General features: G+C 34.1%; 11 protein-coding genes. 9 read left to right on the top strand and 2 right to left on the bottom strand.

Features of this window, described 5'->3' with window-relative positions; genetic code table 11:
* Window positions 1-128: 128 nt before the first annotated feature.
* Window positions 129-1,505, bottom strand: coding sequence for a MocR-like pyridoxine biosynthesis transcription factor PdxR (gene pdxR / locus KA873_RS09845; protein ID WP_210140278.1), 1,377 nt, complete (start codon window positions 1,503-1,505; stop codon window positions 129-131).
* A 97-nt stretch (window positions 1,506-1,602) separates the two neighbouring features.
* Between pdxR and pdxS the strand changes: the two genes are divergently transcribed.
* Window positions 1,603-2,490 (top strand): pyridoxal 5'-phosphate synthase lyase subunit PdxS, encoded by an 888-nt coding sequence (pdxS, locus tag KA873_RS09850; RefSeq protein WP_019468591.1) that lies wholly within the window; start codon window positions 1,603-1,605, stop codon window positions 2,488-2,490.
* Between the two features lies 1 nt (window position 2,491).
* A complete protein-coding gene (pdxT, locus tag KA873_RS09855) occupies window positions 2,492-3,067 on the top strand; it encodes a pyridoxal 5'-phosphate synthase glutaminase subunit PdxT (protein WP_119517583.1) in 576 nt (191 codons plus the stop codon).
* Window positions 3,068-3,136: 69 nt separating this feature from the next.
* On the opposite strand, the gene KA873_RS09860 is transcribed toward pdxT, so the two are convergent.
* On the bottom strand, window positions 3,137-4,351 hold the full coding sequence (locus KA873_RS09860) for a NupC/NupG family nucleoside CNT transporter (RefSeq protein ID WP_107384973.1): 1,215 nt from the start codon (window positions 4,349-4,351) through the stop codon (window positions 3,137-3,139).
* Between the two features lie 156 nt (window positions 4,352-4,507).
* Between KA873_RS09860 and KA873_RS09865 the strand changes: the two genes are divergently transcribed.
* The 7 genes from KA873_RS09865 to gltX all read left to right on the top strand — a co-directional run bounded on the left by KA873_RS09865 (window position 4,508) and on the right by gltX (window position 13,768).
* Window positions 4,508-4,969: a CtsR family transcriptional regulator gene (locus tag KA873_RS09865; protein ID WP_019468588.1), complete on the top strand. Its 462-nt coding sequence runs from the start codon at window positions 4,508-4,510 to the stop codon at window positions 4,967-4,969.
* A gap of 24 nt (window positions 4,970-4,993) precedes the next feature.
* Window positions 4,994-5,545 (top strand): UvrB/UvrC motif-containing protein, encoded by a 552-nt coding sequence (locus KA873_RS09870; protein ID WP_019468587.1) that lies wholly within the window; start codon window positions 4,994-4,996, stop codon window positions 5,543-5,545.
* Entirely contained in the window at window positions 5,538-6,548 is a 1,011-nt protein-coding gene (locus tag KA873_RS09875) for a protein arginine kinase (RefSeq protein ID WP_019468586.1), read from the top strand. The genes KA873_RS09870 and KA873_RS09875 overlap by 8 nt, the downstream gene beginning before the upstream one ends.
* Window positions 6,549-6,559: 11 nt before the next feature.
* Window positions 6,560-9,022: an ATP-dependent Clp protease ATP-binding subunit gene (locus tag KA873_RS09880; protein WP_107384975.1), complete on the top strand. Its 2,463-nt coding sequence runs from the start codon at window positions 6,560-6,562 to the stop codon at window positions 9,020-9,022.
* Between the two features lie 347 nt (window positions 9,023-9,369).
* On the top strand, window positions 9,370-10,740 hold the full coding sequence (gene radA / locus KA873_RS09885; protein WP_107384976.1) for a DNA repair protein RadA: 1,371 nt from the start codon (window positions 9,370-9,372) through the stop codon (window positions 10,738-10,740).
* Between the two features lie 74 nt (window positions 10,741-10,814).
* On the top strand, window positions 10,815-11,873 hold the full coding sequence (locus KA873_RS09890) for a PIN/TRAM domain-containing protein (RefSeq protein WP_210140279.1): 1,059 nt from the start codon (window positions 10,815-10,817) through the stop codon (window positions 11,871-11,873).
* A gap of 440 nt (window positions 11,874-12,313) precedes the next feature.
* Window positions 12,314-13,768, top strand: a complete 1,455-nt coding sequence (gene gltX / locus KA873_RS09895) for a glutamate--tRNA ligase (RefSeq protein WP_107384255.1) — start codon at window positions 12,314-12,316, stop codon at window positions 13,766-13,768.
* The last annotated feature ends 186 nt before the right edge of the window (window positions 13,769-13,954 follow it).

The following is a 13,954-nucleotide window of genomic DNA, read 5'->3' on the forward strand; positions in this document are numbered from 1 at the left end:
TTCCAGTTCGAAGAACTGTAACATTGAGTTGATACACATGCATAAGTACCACTAGCTCAATAAATTGAGAGTGGTACTTTACTATTCTGAAATTTTAGCTAGTAGGAAATCTAGCAAAGAAATTCATACTAGACCGTTAATGATTTAATCAGTGCGTCTGTATGTGCTTTGAGTTGTGATATTGGGATGCCACCGAAGCCTAGTATGAATTTAACTGTGCTTTGGTCACTATCATATTTGTTAAAGGGTATTATTTTTAAATCATTTGCCTTTGCACGTTCTAAGCATTGCTTCATAGTCAAATGATTTTTAACAGTGAGTGTAAAATGCATACCCGCTAAAGCACCATCTATTGTTAATTGTGATTGATAGGGAGCTAATGCATTTAAAATTGTTGTTAATTTATGACGATATACATTTCTCATTTTATTGAGATGTCTTTCAAAACTACCTGATTTCATGAAGTGTGAAACTATTTTTTGTGTATGCGCAGGTACTGTATTTCCTTCTTTGTTTTCTAACTTGTCATATTTTGATAGTAAATTATTTGGTAAAACTAAATATGCAATTCGACAGCTTGGAAATAAAGATTTGGAAAAGGTACTAATATATATTACTTTGTCTTTAGTATCAAGACTTTGTAAAGCAGGAATGGGTTTGCCGAAGTAGCGAAATTCAGAATCATAATCATCTTCAATGATATATCTATCAGTGCTTTGTTGTGCCCAAGTGATAAGTTGGGTTCTTTTTTTTAAACTCATGACATAACCTGTTGGAAATTGGTGCGATGGCGTGACATATGCGATATTATTATTTGATTTCTGAAAGCAATCTATTTCTATTCCTGTACTATTTACTGGTACTTGAAGATAAGCAATTTGCTTTTTATCTAATACTTGCTTAATAGGTGGGTAGCTAGGATTTTCTATTAAAAACCGACCATCATTTAAAATGTCAGTTAAAAGGTTTATAAGCTGCTCTGTTGAAGATCCAATGATAATTTGTTCAGGTCGGCAGTTAACGCCACGGCTATTAAATAAGTAATGCGCAATTTCTTGTCTTAATGAAATTTCTCCCTTTAAATTAGCATGTTGTAGTAAATCAATTTCTTCATCTTCAAATGCATCTTTTGCATATTTTCTAAATTGTTTCATAGGAAAATATTCAGCATCAATTTCAGATAAATTAAATGCTAATGAATGGTCTGACTGTACTGCATCATGATTATTTTTTGAGTGATTATGAATATAGAATTGATCTGGTTTTCTTGTGACAATTGGAAGCGTTTCTATATCTGAAACAAAATAACCCGAACGAGGTTTAGAATAAATATACCCTTCATCTAATAATAGCTGATATGCATGTTCTATTGTTGTGTTACTTACAGATAAATGTTGTCCTAACACACGTTTAGACGGAAATTTATCTTCAGACTTATATTGTCCTTCAATAATTTGTTGTTTTAAATTTTCGTATAAATTGATATAAAGATGATTTTTAGACAATAAACTGACCCCCTAAATTATTTCAAAAGTGTACCTTTTTAAATACCAGTTTATCTTTTAAAATGAATTTAATCAACTAAGTAAAGGGGTAAATAAAATGTCTAAATTTACTGGATCAGAAAGAGTTAAAAGAGGAATGGCTGAAATGCAAAAGGGCGGCGTTATTATGGACGTTGTCAATGCTGAACAAGCGAAGATTGCAGAAGAGGCAGGAGCAGTTGCTGTAATGGCATTAGAACGTGTTCCTTCAGATATTAGAGCGGCTGGTGGCGTTGCTAGAATGGCCAATCCTAAAATCGTTGAAGAAGTAATGAATGCTGTTTCTATACCTGTAATGGCAAAAGGACGTATTGGTCATATAACAGAAGCACGTGTACTAGAAGCAATGGGTGTTGACTATATTGATGAATCAGAAGTTTTAACGCCTGCTGATGAAGAGTTCCACTTACGCAAAGATACTTTTACAGTACCATTTGTTTGTGGTTGTCGTAATTTAGGTGAAGCAGCGCGTCGTATAGGCGAAGGAGCGGCAATGCTACGTACAAAAGGCGAACCTGGTACTGGTAATATTGTTGAAGCTGTCAGACATATTAGACAAGTTAATGCTGAAGTAAGCCGTATAACAGTAATGAATGATGATGAAATTATGACGGAAGCTAAAAATATAGGCGCACCTTTTGATGTATTAAAATCAATTAAAGAAAATGGCAAGTTGCCAGTTGTGAATTTTGCAGCGGGTGGTGTAGCAACACCACAAGATGCTGCTTTGATGATGGAATTAGGTGCAGATGGCGTATTTGTTGGTTCTGGTATTTTTAAATCAGAAGATCCTGAAAAATTTGCAAAAGCAATTGTACAGGCTACGACACATTATCAAGATTACGAATTGATTGGTAGATTAGCTAAAGAGTTGGGAACAGCAATGAAAGGTTTAGACATTAATGATTTATCACTAGAAGAACGTATGCAAGAGCGTGGTTGGTAATATGAAAATAGGTGTTTTAGCTTTACAGGGTGCTGTGAGAGAACATTTGAAGCATATTGAATTAAGTGGCCACGAAGGTATTGCCATTAAACATGTGGAACAATTAGACGAAATTGATGGTCTTATACTACCAGGTGGTGAATCGACAACGTTACGCCGTTTAATGAATTTATATGGGTTTAAAGAAGCATTACAACAATCTAAATTACCTATGTTCGGGACTTGTGCAGGTCTTATAGTTATGGCAAAGGATATTGTTGGAGAAGAAGGATATCTCAATAAATTAGATATTACGGTTCAACGAAATTCGTTTGGAAGACAAGTGGATAGTTTTGAAAGTCATTTAAATATTACTAGTATAGCAGAAGATATAGAAGGTGTGTTTATCAGGGCACCACATATTGTAGAAGTACATGGGAATGCTACGATATTGAGCACAGTTAGTGAGAAAATTGTAGCAGTTCAAGAAGGCCGTTATTTAGGTGTATCTTTCCATCCAGAATTAACAGAAGATTATCGCGTAACGCAATATTTCATTGAACATATTGTAACACCTACGACAATTGAGAAAGTTTAATACAGCGCAAGAAAAAAACAGGTCAATTCCAAAATGGATTGACCTGTTTTTTTCTTTTTGTCAATTTAATTAGATAAAGAAACCTGCGATTGCTGCAGAAATAAATGATACAAGTGTTGCACCAAATAAAAGTTTCAAACCAAAGCGCGCTACCATATCACCTTTTTCATTGTTAAGTGATTTGATTGCGCCGGAAATAATACCAATAGAACTAAAGTTAGCAAAAGAAACAACAAATACGGAGATTACACCTTTAGCGTGGTCACTGATATTTTTAACTTCATTTAAACTTTGCATAGCGACAAATTCATTAGATAGTAATTTTGTTGCCATAATCGAGCCAGCTTGAACAGCATCGTCCCAAGGTACTCCAATTAAAAATGCTAATGGTGCAAATATAAATCCAATCAAAGTTTGGAAATCCCATGTAATACTTCCACCAGAAACTGCAGTGAAAATTGCACTCACAACGCCGTTTAACAAAGCGATAATTGCTATATAACCGATAAGCATCGCACCTACAATTACAGCAACTTTAAACCCATCTAAAATATATTCCCCTAACATTTCGAAGAAGGATTGTTTTTCTGTTTCACTTTCTTCAACAATTAATTTATCTTCTTTTGCATCTACCTTATATGGATTGATAATAGAAGCAATGATAAACCCACCAAATAAGTTTAATACTACAGCTGTAACTACATATCTGGGTTCAATTAATGTGAAATAAGCACCTATAATAGAAGCCGATACTGTAGACATCGCGGAAGCAGTTAATGTATAAAGACGTTGTTTAGGGATAAGTGCTAATTCTTTTTTGAGTGAAATGAAAACTTCTGATTGTCCCAAAATTGCCGCTGCCACCGCATTATATGATTCCAAGCGACCCATTCCGTTTACTTTAGAAATAGCTAAACCTAAATAATTAATAATGAACGGTAATATTTTTGTGTATTGTAAGATACCAATTAATGCTGAAATAAAAACGATTGGTAATAATACATTGAAGAAGAACGGTGGATTTTCAGGATCTACAAATTCAAATCCACCAAATACAAAATTGACACCTTCAGCAGCTTTAGCTAATAAATAATTAAAGCCATCTGAAATGCCACCAATGACCGTAATACCAAATTTTGTTTTTAATAATATAAACGCAAATACAAGTTGTATTACGAGTAATAAACCGATGTATTGCCAGCGAATATTTTTTCTGTCAGAACTAAAGAGGAAAGCTAACCCAAGAAACACAGCTATACCAATTAAACCGATAATAATATGCATAATAATTCATCCCTTTAAATTTTTTCTTAATTCCTATAATACAATAAACAAGCGCTTACTTACATCTAAAAACGAAAAAATTTAAAACATATTGGTTGAAAAAGGTCAAAGTTGGTCATATAATATAGTCAAAGAAGGTCAAAAGAGGTGATAATCATGCATAACATGTCCGACATCATAGAACAGTACATTAAAAAATTATTTGAAGACACCAATGAAGACGTTGTTGAAATTCAACGTGCCAATATTGCACAGCGATTTGACTGTGTGCCTTCTCAACTAAACTATGTGATTAAAACACGTTTTACAAATGAACATGGTTATGAAATAGAAAGTAAAAGAGGTGGCGGTGGTTATATTCGAATCACTAAAATTGAAAACAAAGATGAAACAGGTTACATTAATCATTTACTTCAACTCATCGGACCATCTATTTCACAACAGCAAGCATATTACATCATAGATGGTTTGTTAGATAAAGCTTATATTAGTGAACGCGAAGCAAAAATGATTTACGCTGTAATTGATAGAGAAACTTTGAAAATGGATGTATTATCAAGAGATATTATACGTGCTAATATAGTGAAACGAATATTACATGTAATAAATTATTATTAAAGAAATTAAGAGAGGTGTTTAGTCGTGCTGTGCGAAAATTGTCATTTAAATGAAGCAGAGGTAAAGTTAGCAGTTAAAGGACAAGACGGTGTACATGAAAAATGGGTTTGTGCTACATGCGCGCAAGGCGGTAACCCGTGGACTCAAAACCAACAAATGCAGTCACAAGATGACATTGAAGGTGCGTTTGTTGTAAAACAAATATTACAACATTTAGCAGCGAAACACGGTATTGATTTCGATGAAATTGCATTTAAAGAAGAGAAGAGATGTCCTACTTGTCAAATGACATTAAAAGATATTGCGCATGTTGGTAAATTTGGTTGTGCAGACTGCTACGCAACTTTTAAAGATGACATTGTCGATATTGTACGGCGTGTACAAGGTGGTCAAATCGAACACACTGGAAAAACACCGCGCTCTTCACATAGAAAGTTAGCTTTAAAAAAACAAATAGAAGAGAAAACGTCTTATTTAAATCAGTTGATTGAAGAACAAAATTTTGAAGAAGCTGCAGTTGTTAGAGATGAAATTAAAGCATTGAAAGAAGACAGCGAGGTGAAACATGATGAGTAAAAATGATATCAGCACTCACATTAGTGAGTGGATGAGAGACGAAGCAGAAAGTCCAATCGTAATGTCTTCGAGATTGCGTTTGGCCAGAAATTTAGAAAATCATGTACACCCTTTGATGTTTGCATCAGAACAAGATGGCAATAGAGTGATAAATGAAGTTCAAGATGCGCTTCCTAACATGTTTATACAGAGATTAGACACGATGGATCAACAGAGCAAATATAAACTTGTAGCGAAACATCTTATAAGTCCCGAGTTAATAAAGAGACCTGCTGCTGCAGTACTTTTAAATGAAGATGAATCTTTAAGCATTATGGTTAATGAAGAAGATCATATACGAATTCAAGCCATGGGTAATGATTTATCATTACAAACATTATACGAAAGAGCCTCTGCATTGGATGACACACTAGACAGTGAATTAGATGTGAGTTTTGATGAAACACTTGGTTATTTAACTACCTGTCCGACGAATATTGGTACTGGTATGAGAGCAAGCGTAATGTTACATTTACCTGGACTTACGATTATGAAGCGGATGAATAGAATCGCTCAAACGATAAATCGTTTTGGATTCACGATAAGAGGTATCTATGGTGAAGGTTCTCAAGTATACGGTCACATTTATCAAATTTCCAATCAACTGACACTTGGAAAAACAGAAGAAGAAATTATTGAAAGTTTAACTGAAGTAGTACAACAAATTATTAATGAAGAGATGCAAATTCGCGAACGACTAAGCAAGCATAATAAAATTGAAACTTTAGATAGAGTATATCGTTCGTTAGGTATCTTAAAATATAGTAGACTAATATCTATGGAAGAAGCATCATTTAGATTAAGTGAAGTAAAATTAGGTATAGACTTAGACTATATTGATTTAGAAGACTTCAAATTTAATGAGTTGATGGTTGCAATTCAATCGCCATTCTTATTAGATGATGAAGATGATAGGACAGTTAACGAAAAAAGAGCAGATATATTAAGAGAACATATAAATTAGGAGGTCATGCTATGTTATTTGGTAGACTGACAGAACGTGCACAACGTGTATTGGCACATGCTCAAGAAGAAGCAATTCGCTTAAATCATTCAAATATAGGAACAGAACATTTACTTTTAGGTTTAATGAAAGAACCAGAAGGTATTGCAGCAAAAGTGTTGGAATCTTTTGATATTACTGAAGAAAAAGTAGTAACAGAAGTTGAAAAATTAATTGGCCACGGTCAAGAACAAATGGGTGCGTTACATTACACACCTCGTGCTAAAAAAGTTATTGAGTTATCAATGGATGAAGCAAGAAAATTACACCATAACTTCGTCGGCACAGAGCATATATTACTCGGCTTAATTAGAGAAAATGAAGGCGTGGCTGCACGTGTTTTTGCTAATTTAGACTTAAACATTACTAAAGCACGCGCTCAAGTAGTGAAAGCTTTAGGAAGTCCTGAAATGAGTAATAAAAATGCACAGGCAAATAAATCCAATAATACGCCAACGTTAGATAGTCTTGCACGTGATTTAACAGTAATTGCTAATGATGGCACACTAGATCCTGTCATTGGCAGAGATAAAGAAATCACGCGTGTGATTGAAGTATTGAGCAGACGTACTAAGAACAACCCAGTATTAATTGGGGAACCAGGTGTCGGTAAAACAGCAATTGCTGAAGGTTTAGCACTTGCAATTGTTAATAATGAAGTACCTGAAACACTTAAAGGTAAACGTGTGATGTCATTAGATATGGGAACAGTCGTTGCTGGTACGAAATATCGTGGTGAATTTGAAGAACGCTTGAAAAAAGTTATGGAAGAAATTCACCAAGCAGGTAACGTCATTCTTTTCATTGATGAGCTACACACATTAGTAGGTGCTGGTGGTGCAGAAGGTGCTATCGATGCATCAAATATCTTAAAACCAGCATTGGCACGTGGCGAACTACAATGTATCGGTGCGACTACACTAGATGAATACCGTAAAAATATTGAAAAAGATGCAGCGTTAGAACGTCGTTTCCAACCTGTTCAAGTAGATGAACCAACTGTTGAAGATACAATTGAAATCTTAAAAGGTTTACGTGATCGTTATGAAGCACATCATCGCATTAACATTTCTGATGAAGCTTTAGAATCAGCAGCGAAATTAAGTCATCGCTATGTATCTGATCGTTTCTTACCAGATAAAGCCATCGACTTAATTGATGAAGCAAGTTCAAAAGTAAGACTAAAAAGCCATACAACACCACCAAACTTAAAAGAGTTGGAACAAGAAATTGAACAAGTGAAAAATGAAAAAGATGCAGCTGTACATGCACAAGAATTTGAAAATGCAGCTAATTTACGTGATAAACAAACTAAATTAGAAAAACAATACGAAGAAGCAAACAATAATTGGAAAAATAGCCAAAACGGCGCGAACACATCCTTATCTGAAGAAGATATTGGTGAAGTTATCGCTGGTTGGACTGGCATTCCATTAACAAAAATTAATGAAACAGAATCTGATCGCTTGCTTAACTTGGAAGATACGTTGCATAAACGTGTTATTGGTCAAAAAGAAGCAGTGACATCAATCAGTAAAGCAGTGAGACGTGCAAGAGCTGGATTAAAAGATCCTAAAAGACCAATTGGTAGCTTTATCTTCTTAGGCCCTACAGGTGTCGGTAAAACAGAATTAGCACGTGCATTAGCAGAAACAATGTTTGGTGAAGATGATGCAATGATTCGTGTAGACATGAGTGAGTTCATGGAAAAACATGCTGTCAGCCGTTTAGTAGGAGCGCCTCCAGGCTATGTTGGTCATGATGATGGCGGTCAATTAACTGAAAAAGTAAGACGTAAACCATATTCAGTTATATTATTTGATGAAATCGAAAAAGCGCACCCTGATGTATTTAATATCTTGTTACAAGTATTAGATGACGGACATCTAACAGATACAAAAGGTCGTCAAGTAGACTTCCGTAATACTGTGATTATTATGACATCTAACGTTGGTGCCCAAGAATTACAAGATCAACGTTTTGCAGGATTTGGCGGCGCATCTGAAGGACAAGATTATGAATCAATCCGTAAGACAATGATGAAAGAATTGAAAAATGCTTTCCGTCCAGAATTCTTAAACCGTGTAGATGACATCATTGTATTCCACAAACTTTCTCAAGATGAATTGAAAGAAATTGTGACAATGATGGTAAATAAACTTACAGATCGTTTATCAGAACAAGATATCGACATTATCGTGTCTGATGCAGCTAAAGAACGCATCGCTAAAGAAGGATATGACCCAGAGTATGGTGCTAGACCACTGATTCGAGAAATTCAAAAAACAATTGAAGATAACTTGAGTGAGTTAATCTTAGATGGTAACCAAATCGAAGGTAAAAATGTCTATATCGATCATGACGGTAAAGAATATAAATATGATATTAAAGATAGAACAGAAGATAAAAAAGAAAAAGAAACTTCTGAATCATAAAATTAGATAAATATAGGTAATAGTGCCAACGCGTTTCTCAAGTATTTATATATAGCTTGAGAAACGCTTTTTTTATTAAGCAAATGTGATACAGTATGATGAAGAAATATGATGTTAACTTGTATCTAATTTGGATATCAAGAAAGTATATCTTTTTGATGGTGCTGTAGACATAATAGTGTTATTTTAAAAAAATAGATTTTTGCAATATATTCATTTGTATATTACAATATAAAGCTATTTATTTAGCATATAAAATATCAAAATAAATCATTTGTAAATAAAATTTGTTTTTACATAAACATAGGTATAAAATAGATTTGTTCAATAAAGATGGAGGTGCAGTTTTGGCCAAAAAGAAAGTGGTTTTTGAATGTATGGCATGTGGTTACCAGTCGCCTAAATGGATGGGGAAATGTCCTAACTGTGGTGGATGGAATCAAATGGAAGAAATAATAGAACAGAAAACGACAAGCCCAAAACATGGTGTACGTAGTCGCGAAAATACTGCCAAAGTACAGAAGTTAAATGATATTAAGCATGAGACAACACCACGTATTAAAACGAATTCAGCAGAATTTAATCGAGTGCTTGGTGGCGGGGTTGTAAATGGTTCGCTTGTATTAATTGGTGGCGATCCAGGTATCGGTAAATCAACACTATTGTTACAAATATGTGCTGCATTATCACAAGATAAAAATGTTTTATATATAACTGGTGAAGAATCATTAAACCAAACAAAATTAAGAGCGGATCGATTAGATGAAGACTCAAGTAATTTAAATGTATTTGCAGAAACAGATTTAGAAGTGATACATGAGACAGTTAAACAATTGAAGCCTGATTTGCTTGTTGTAGATTCTATACAGACCATTTTCCACCCTGAAATCAGCTCTGCGCCCGGTTCGGTATCTCAGGTGAGGGAGAGTACACAGAGCTTGATGAATATAGCTAAACAACTAAATATTGCCACTTTTATTGTTGGTCATGTAACGAAAGAAGGTCAGATTGCAGGGCCTCGTCTGTTAGAACATATGGTAGATACGGTACTTTATTTTGAAGGTGATGAGCATCATGCTTATCGTATTTTAAGAGCGGTGAAAAACCGTTTTGGCTCTACGAATGAAATGGGTATTTTTGAAATGAAGCAGAGTGGATTAAAAGGTGTTAAAAACCCTTCAGAAATGTTTTTAGAAGAGCGTTCTACGAATGTTCCAGGTTCAACAATCGTGTCTACGATGGAAGGTACAAGACCATTATTAATTGAAGTTCAAGCCTTAGTAACACCAACAACCTTTAATAACCCTAGACGTATGGCTACAGGAATAGATCACAATCGTTTAAGTTTGTTGATGGCTGTATTAGAGAAAAAAGAGAATTATTTACTGCAACAACAAGATGCTTATATTAAAGTAGCTGGTGGCGTAAGATTAACAGAACCTGCTGTCGATTTAGGAATCATTGTTGCTACAGCCTCAAGTTTTAAAGATTTAACTGTAGATGGATTAGATTGTTTTATTGGTGAGGTTGGTTTAACCGGAGAAGTGAGACGTGTTTCTCGCATTGAACAACGTGTACAAGAAGCGGAAAAACTAGGTTTTAAACGCATTATTATTCCTGAATCTAATATTGGGGGCTGGGAATTTCCTAGCAATATCAAAGTCATTGGTGTGACAAATGTGCACGAGGCATTAAAATATGCCTTAACAAAACATTAATCAACAACATATATTTAAATGATTACATGGCTCATGTAATCAAAATAGCTTTCATGCGAAAGGAGCGTTAGCATTTGAACATGATAAGACTCATTGTAATCTTGTGCTATATTATATTGGGTGCAAGTTTAGGCGTGTATCTTATTCCAGAAATTATTGCAGATGCTGGTTTGAGTCATTTCATGCTACTTACAAATAATTATTTCAATGGGCTATTAGGGATTATACTATTTTTTGTAATCTTTGGATGGTTTATTAAAAAGGTAACTTTAGCAATGAAAGATCTAGAACAAATGATTATGCGTCAAAGTGCGATAGAAATATTGTTTGCCACAATTGGACTCATTATAGGGTTGCTTATTTCCGTAATGATATCATTTATTTTCCAAATTATTGGCAACAATGTGTTAAATCATTTTGTACCAATCATTGTTACAATCATATTGGGATATTTAGGTTTTCAATTTGGTTTACGTAAGCGTGATGAAATGCTTTTGTTTTTGCCAGAAAACATGACGCGTTCTATGGCTATGAACACACGAAATGCGATGCCAAAAGTGATTGATACGAGTGCAATTATAGATGGACGTATTCTAGATGTTTTAGAATGTGGTTTTGTAGATGGAGAAATCCTAATTCCGCAAGGTGTGATTAATGAACTGCAAGTCATTGCAGATGCGAACGATAGTGTGAAGAGAGAAAAAGGGCAAAGAGGCTTAGATATGCTAAATGCATTACATGATGCACAACACCCTACACGTATCATACAACCTACAAAATCACACAGTGATATAGATGCAATGTTAATTAAACTATCGCTCCATTATAGAGCTCAAATTATAACTACAGATTTTAATTTAAATAAAGTTTGTCATATACAGGGGATTCAAGTACTAAATGTCAATGATTTATCAGAAGCCATTAAGCCAACGGTTCACCAAGGTGATCGACTTAACTTATTGTTAACTAAGATGGGCAAAGAAGCCGGACAAGCAGTGGGTTACTTAGAGGATGGTACAATGGTTGTCGTAGATAATGCTAAAAAACATATTGGTGAGCACGTTGATTTAGAAGTCGTCAGTTTATTACAAACATCTTCTGGACGCATTATTTTTGCGAAAAAAATATATTGAAATTGAAGTGAAGGTTTCATTTGAAATGTAGCAACAACAGTTACAGTTTCACATGAAACCTTTTTTAGCGTAAAACACTAAATAGAGAAGATGTAAAAGAATTCTTATATAAACAGTTAAATTTAAGCGCGGTAATATCATAATCAGCTTTAAAGTGCTACAATAGATAGCGAAATTGTATTACTATATTTAGAATTATACTGTTGAATTTAAAAACAAAGAAATGTTTGATTTTAATATAGTAATGCTTTAAAAAATGATGAGCTATGATATTATAAGTAAGCGAACAAGCAATATACTTTAAATGCTGAAACATTATTTTTTAATATGAACTTCATTGGAGTCGTGTTGACATAAGCGTTGTGTATTTTATGGGTAAACACAGTTAAGATGAAAAAAATAAAATTAAATCGTAAAAATTTTAAACAGGAGTGAACATAATGAGTAATCGTGTAAGAGTTAGATATGCACCAAGTCCAACAGGCTATTTGCATATTGGTAATGCAAGAACTGCATTATTTAACTATTTATTTGCTAAACATTATGATGGAGATTTTGTAATACGTATAGAAGATACGGATAGCAAACGTAATTTAGAAGACGGAGAATCATCACAATTCGATAACCTAAAATGGTTAGGTATTGATTGGGACGAATCAGTAGATAAAGATAAAGGTTATGGTCCTTACCGTCAGTCAGAACGCGCTGAAATATATAATCCACTTATCCAACAATTATTAGATGAAGATAAAGCATATAAATGTTATATGACAGAAGAAGAGTTAGAAGCAGAACGTGAACAACAAATTGCGCGTGGTGAAATGCCACGTTATGGTGGGAAACATGCACATTTAACTGAAGAAGAGCGCCAACAATTTGAAGCCGAAGGACGTAAACCATCTATTCGTTTTCGTGTTCCAAAAGATACAACTTATAAATTCGATGATATGGTTAAAGGTGAAATTTCATTTGACTCAAACAATATGGGAGATTGGGTAATTGTCAAAAAAGACGGTATACCAACATATAACTTTGCCGTAGCTGTTGATGATCATTACATGGAAATTTCAGACGTTATACGTGGTGACGACCATATCTCTAATACACCAAAACAATTAATGATTTATGACACATTTGGTTGGGAACCACCAAGATTTGCGCATATGTCATTGATTGTAAATGAAGAACGCAAAAAATTAAGTAAACGTGATGGCCAAATACTTCAATTTATTGAACAGTATAGAGATTTAGGTTACTTACCTGAAGCATTATTTAACTTTATTACATTGTTAGGTTGGTCTCCTGAAGGTGAAGATGAAATCTATTCTAAAGAAGAGTTCATCAAAATCTTCGACGAAAAACGTTTATCTAAATCACCTGCATTTTTTGATAAACAAAAATTAGCTTGGATTAACAACCAATATATGAAGCAAAAAGATACTGAAACAGTATTTGAACTTGCTTTCCCACATTTAGTTAAAGCGGAATTATTACCTGAAAACCCTTCTGAAGAAGATAAAGCATGGGGTCGTAAACTTATTGCACTTTATCAGAAAGAAATGAGTTATGCTGGCGAAATTGTTCCGTTATCTGAAATTTTCTTCAGAGATGAACAAACATTAGGTGAAGATGAGCAAGAAGTTATTGATGGTGAACAAGTTCCTGAACTTATGAACCATTTATATGGCAAATTAGAAGCTTTAGAACCTTTTGAAGCTGCTGAAATTAAAAAAACAATTAAAGAAGTTCAAAAAGAAACAGGCATCAAAGGTAAACAATTGTTTATGCCGATACGTGTAGCTGTAACTGGACAAATGCATGGACCAGAGCTACCAAATACAATTGAAGTTTTAGGTAAAGACAAAGTGTTGAACCGCTTAAAAAAATACGTTTAATGCAAAGTGTGAATAAAAAGGCTTAAAGGTATAACACTTGAAAAATTACAATTTACCAACTATTATAATATGTGAATTGGCTAAAGGATTAGTATGCAATGGTATGTGTCAAGAGAGTGTGCGGTCGCTGTGAGCACAACACAAACATTGTTGAATGCACCTTTAGTTTGAAGAATTAAATAATGT

Source organism: Staphylococcus sp. GDY8P45P (assembly GCF_017892745.1).
Taxonomy (GTDB): Bacteria; Bacillota; Bacilli; order Staphylococcales; family Staphylococcaceae; genus Staphylococcus; species Staphylococcus cohnii.

What these genes read in the sequence shown, in the direction of transcription:
- pdxS (WP_019468591.1), top strand. Translation starts at nt 1,603, where the DNA reads ATGTCTAAATTTACTGGATCAGAAAGAGTTAAAAGAGGAATGGCTGAA.
- pdxT (WP_119517583.1), top strand. Translation starts at nt 2,492, where the DNA reads ATGAAAATAGGTGTTTTAGCTTTACAGGGTGCTGTGAGAGAACATTTG.
- KA873_RS09860 (WP_107384973.1), bottom strand. Translation starts at nt 4,351, where the DNA reads ATGCATATTATTATCGGTTTAATTGGTATAGCTGTGTTTCTTGGGTTA.
- KA873_RS09865 (WP_019468588.1), top strand. Translation starts at nt 4,508, where the DNA reads ATGCATAACATGTCCGACATCATAGAACAGTACATTAAAAAATTATTT.
- KA873_RS09875 (WP_019468586.1), top strand. Translation starts at nt 5,538, where the DNA reads ATGAGTAAAAATGATATCAGCACTCACATTAGTGAGTGGATGAGAGAC.
- KA873_RS09880 (WP_107384975.1), top strand. Translation starts at nt 6,560, where the DNA reads ATGTTATTTGGTAGACTGACAGAACGTGCACAACGTGTATTGGCACAT.
- gltX (WP_107384255.1), top strand. Translation starts at nt 12,314, where the DNA reads ATGAGTAATCGTGTAAGAGTTAGATATGCACCAAGTCCAACAGGCTAT.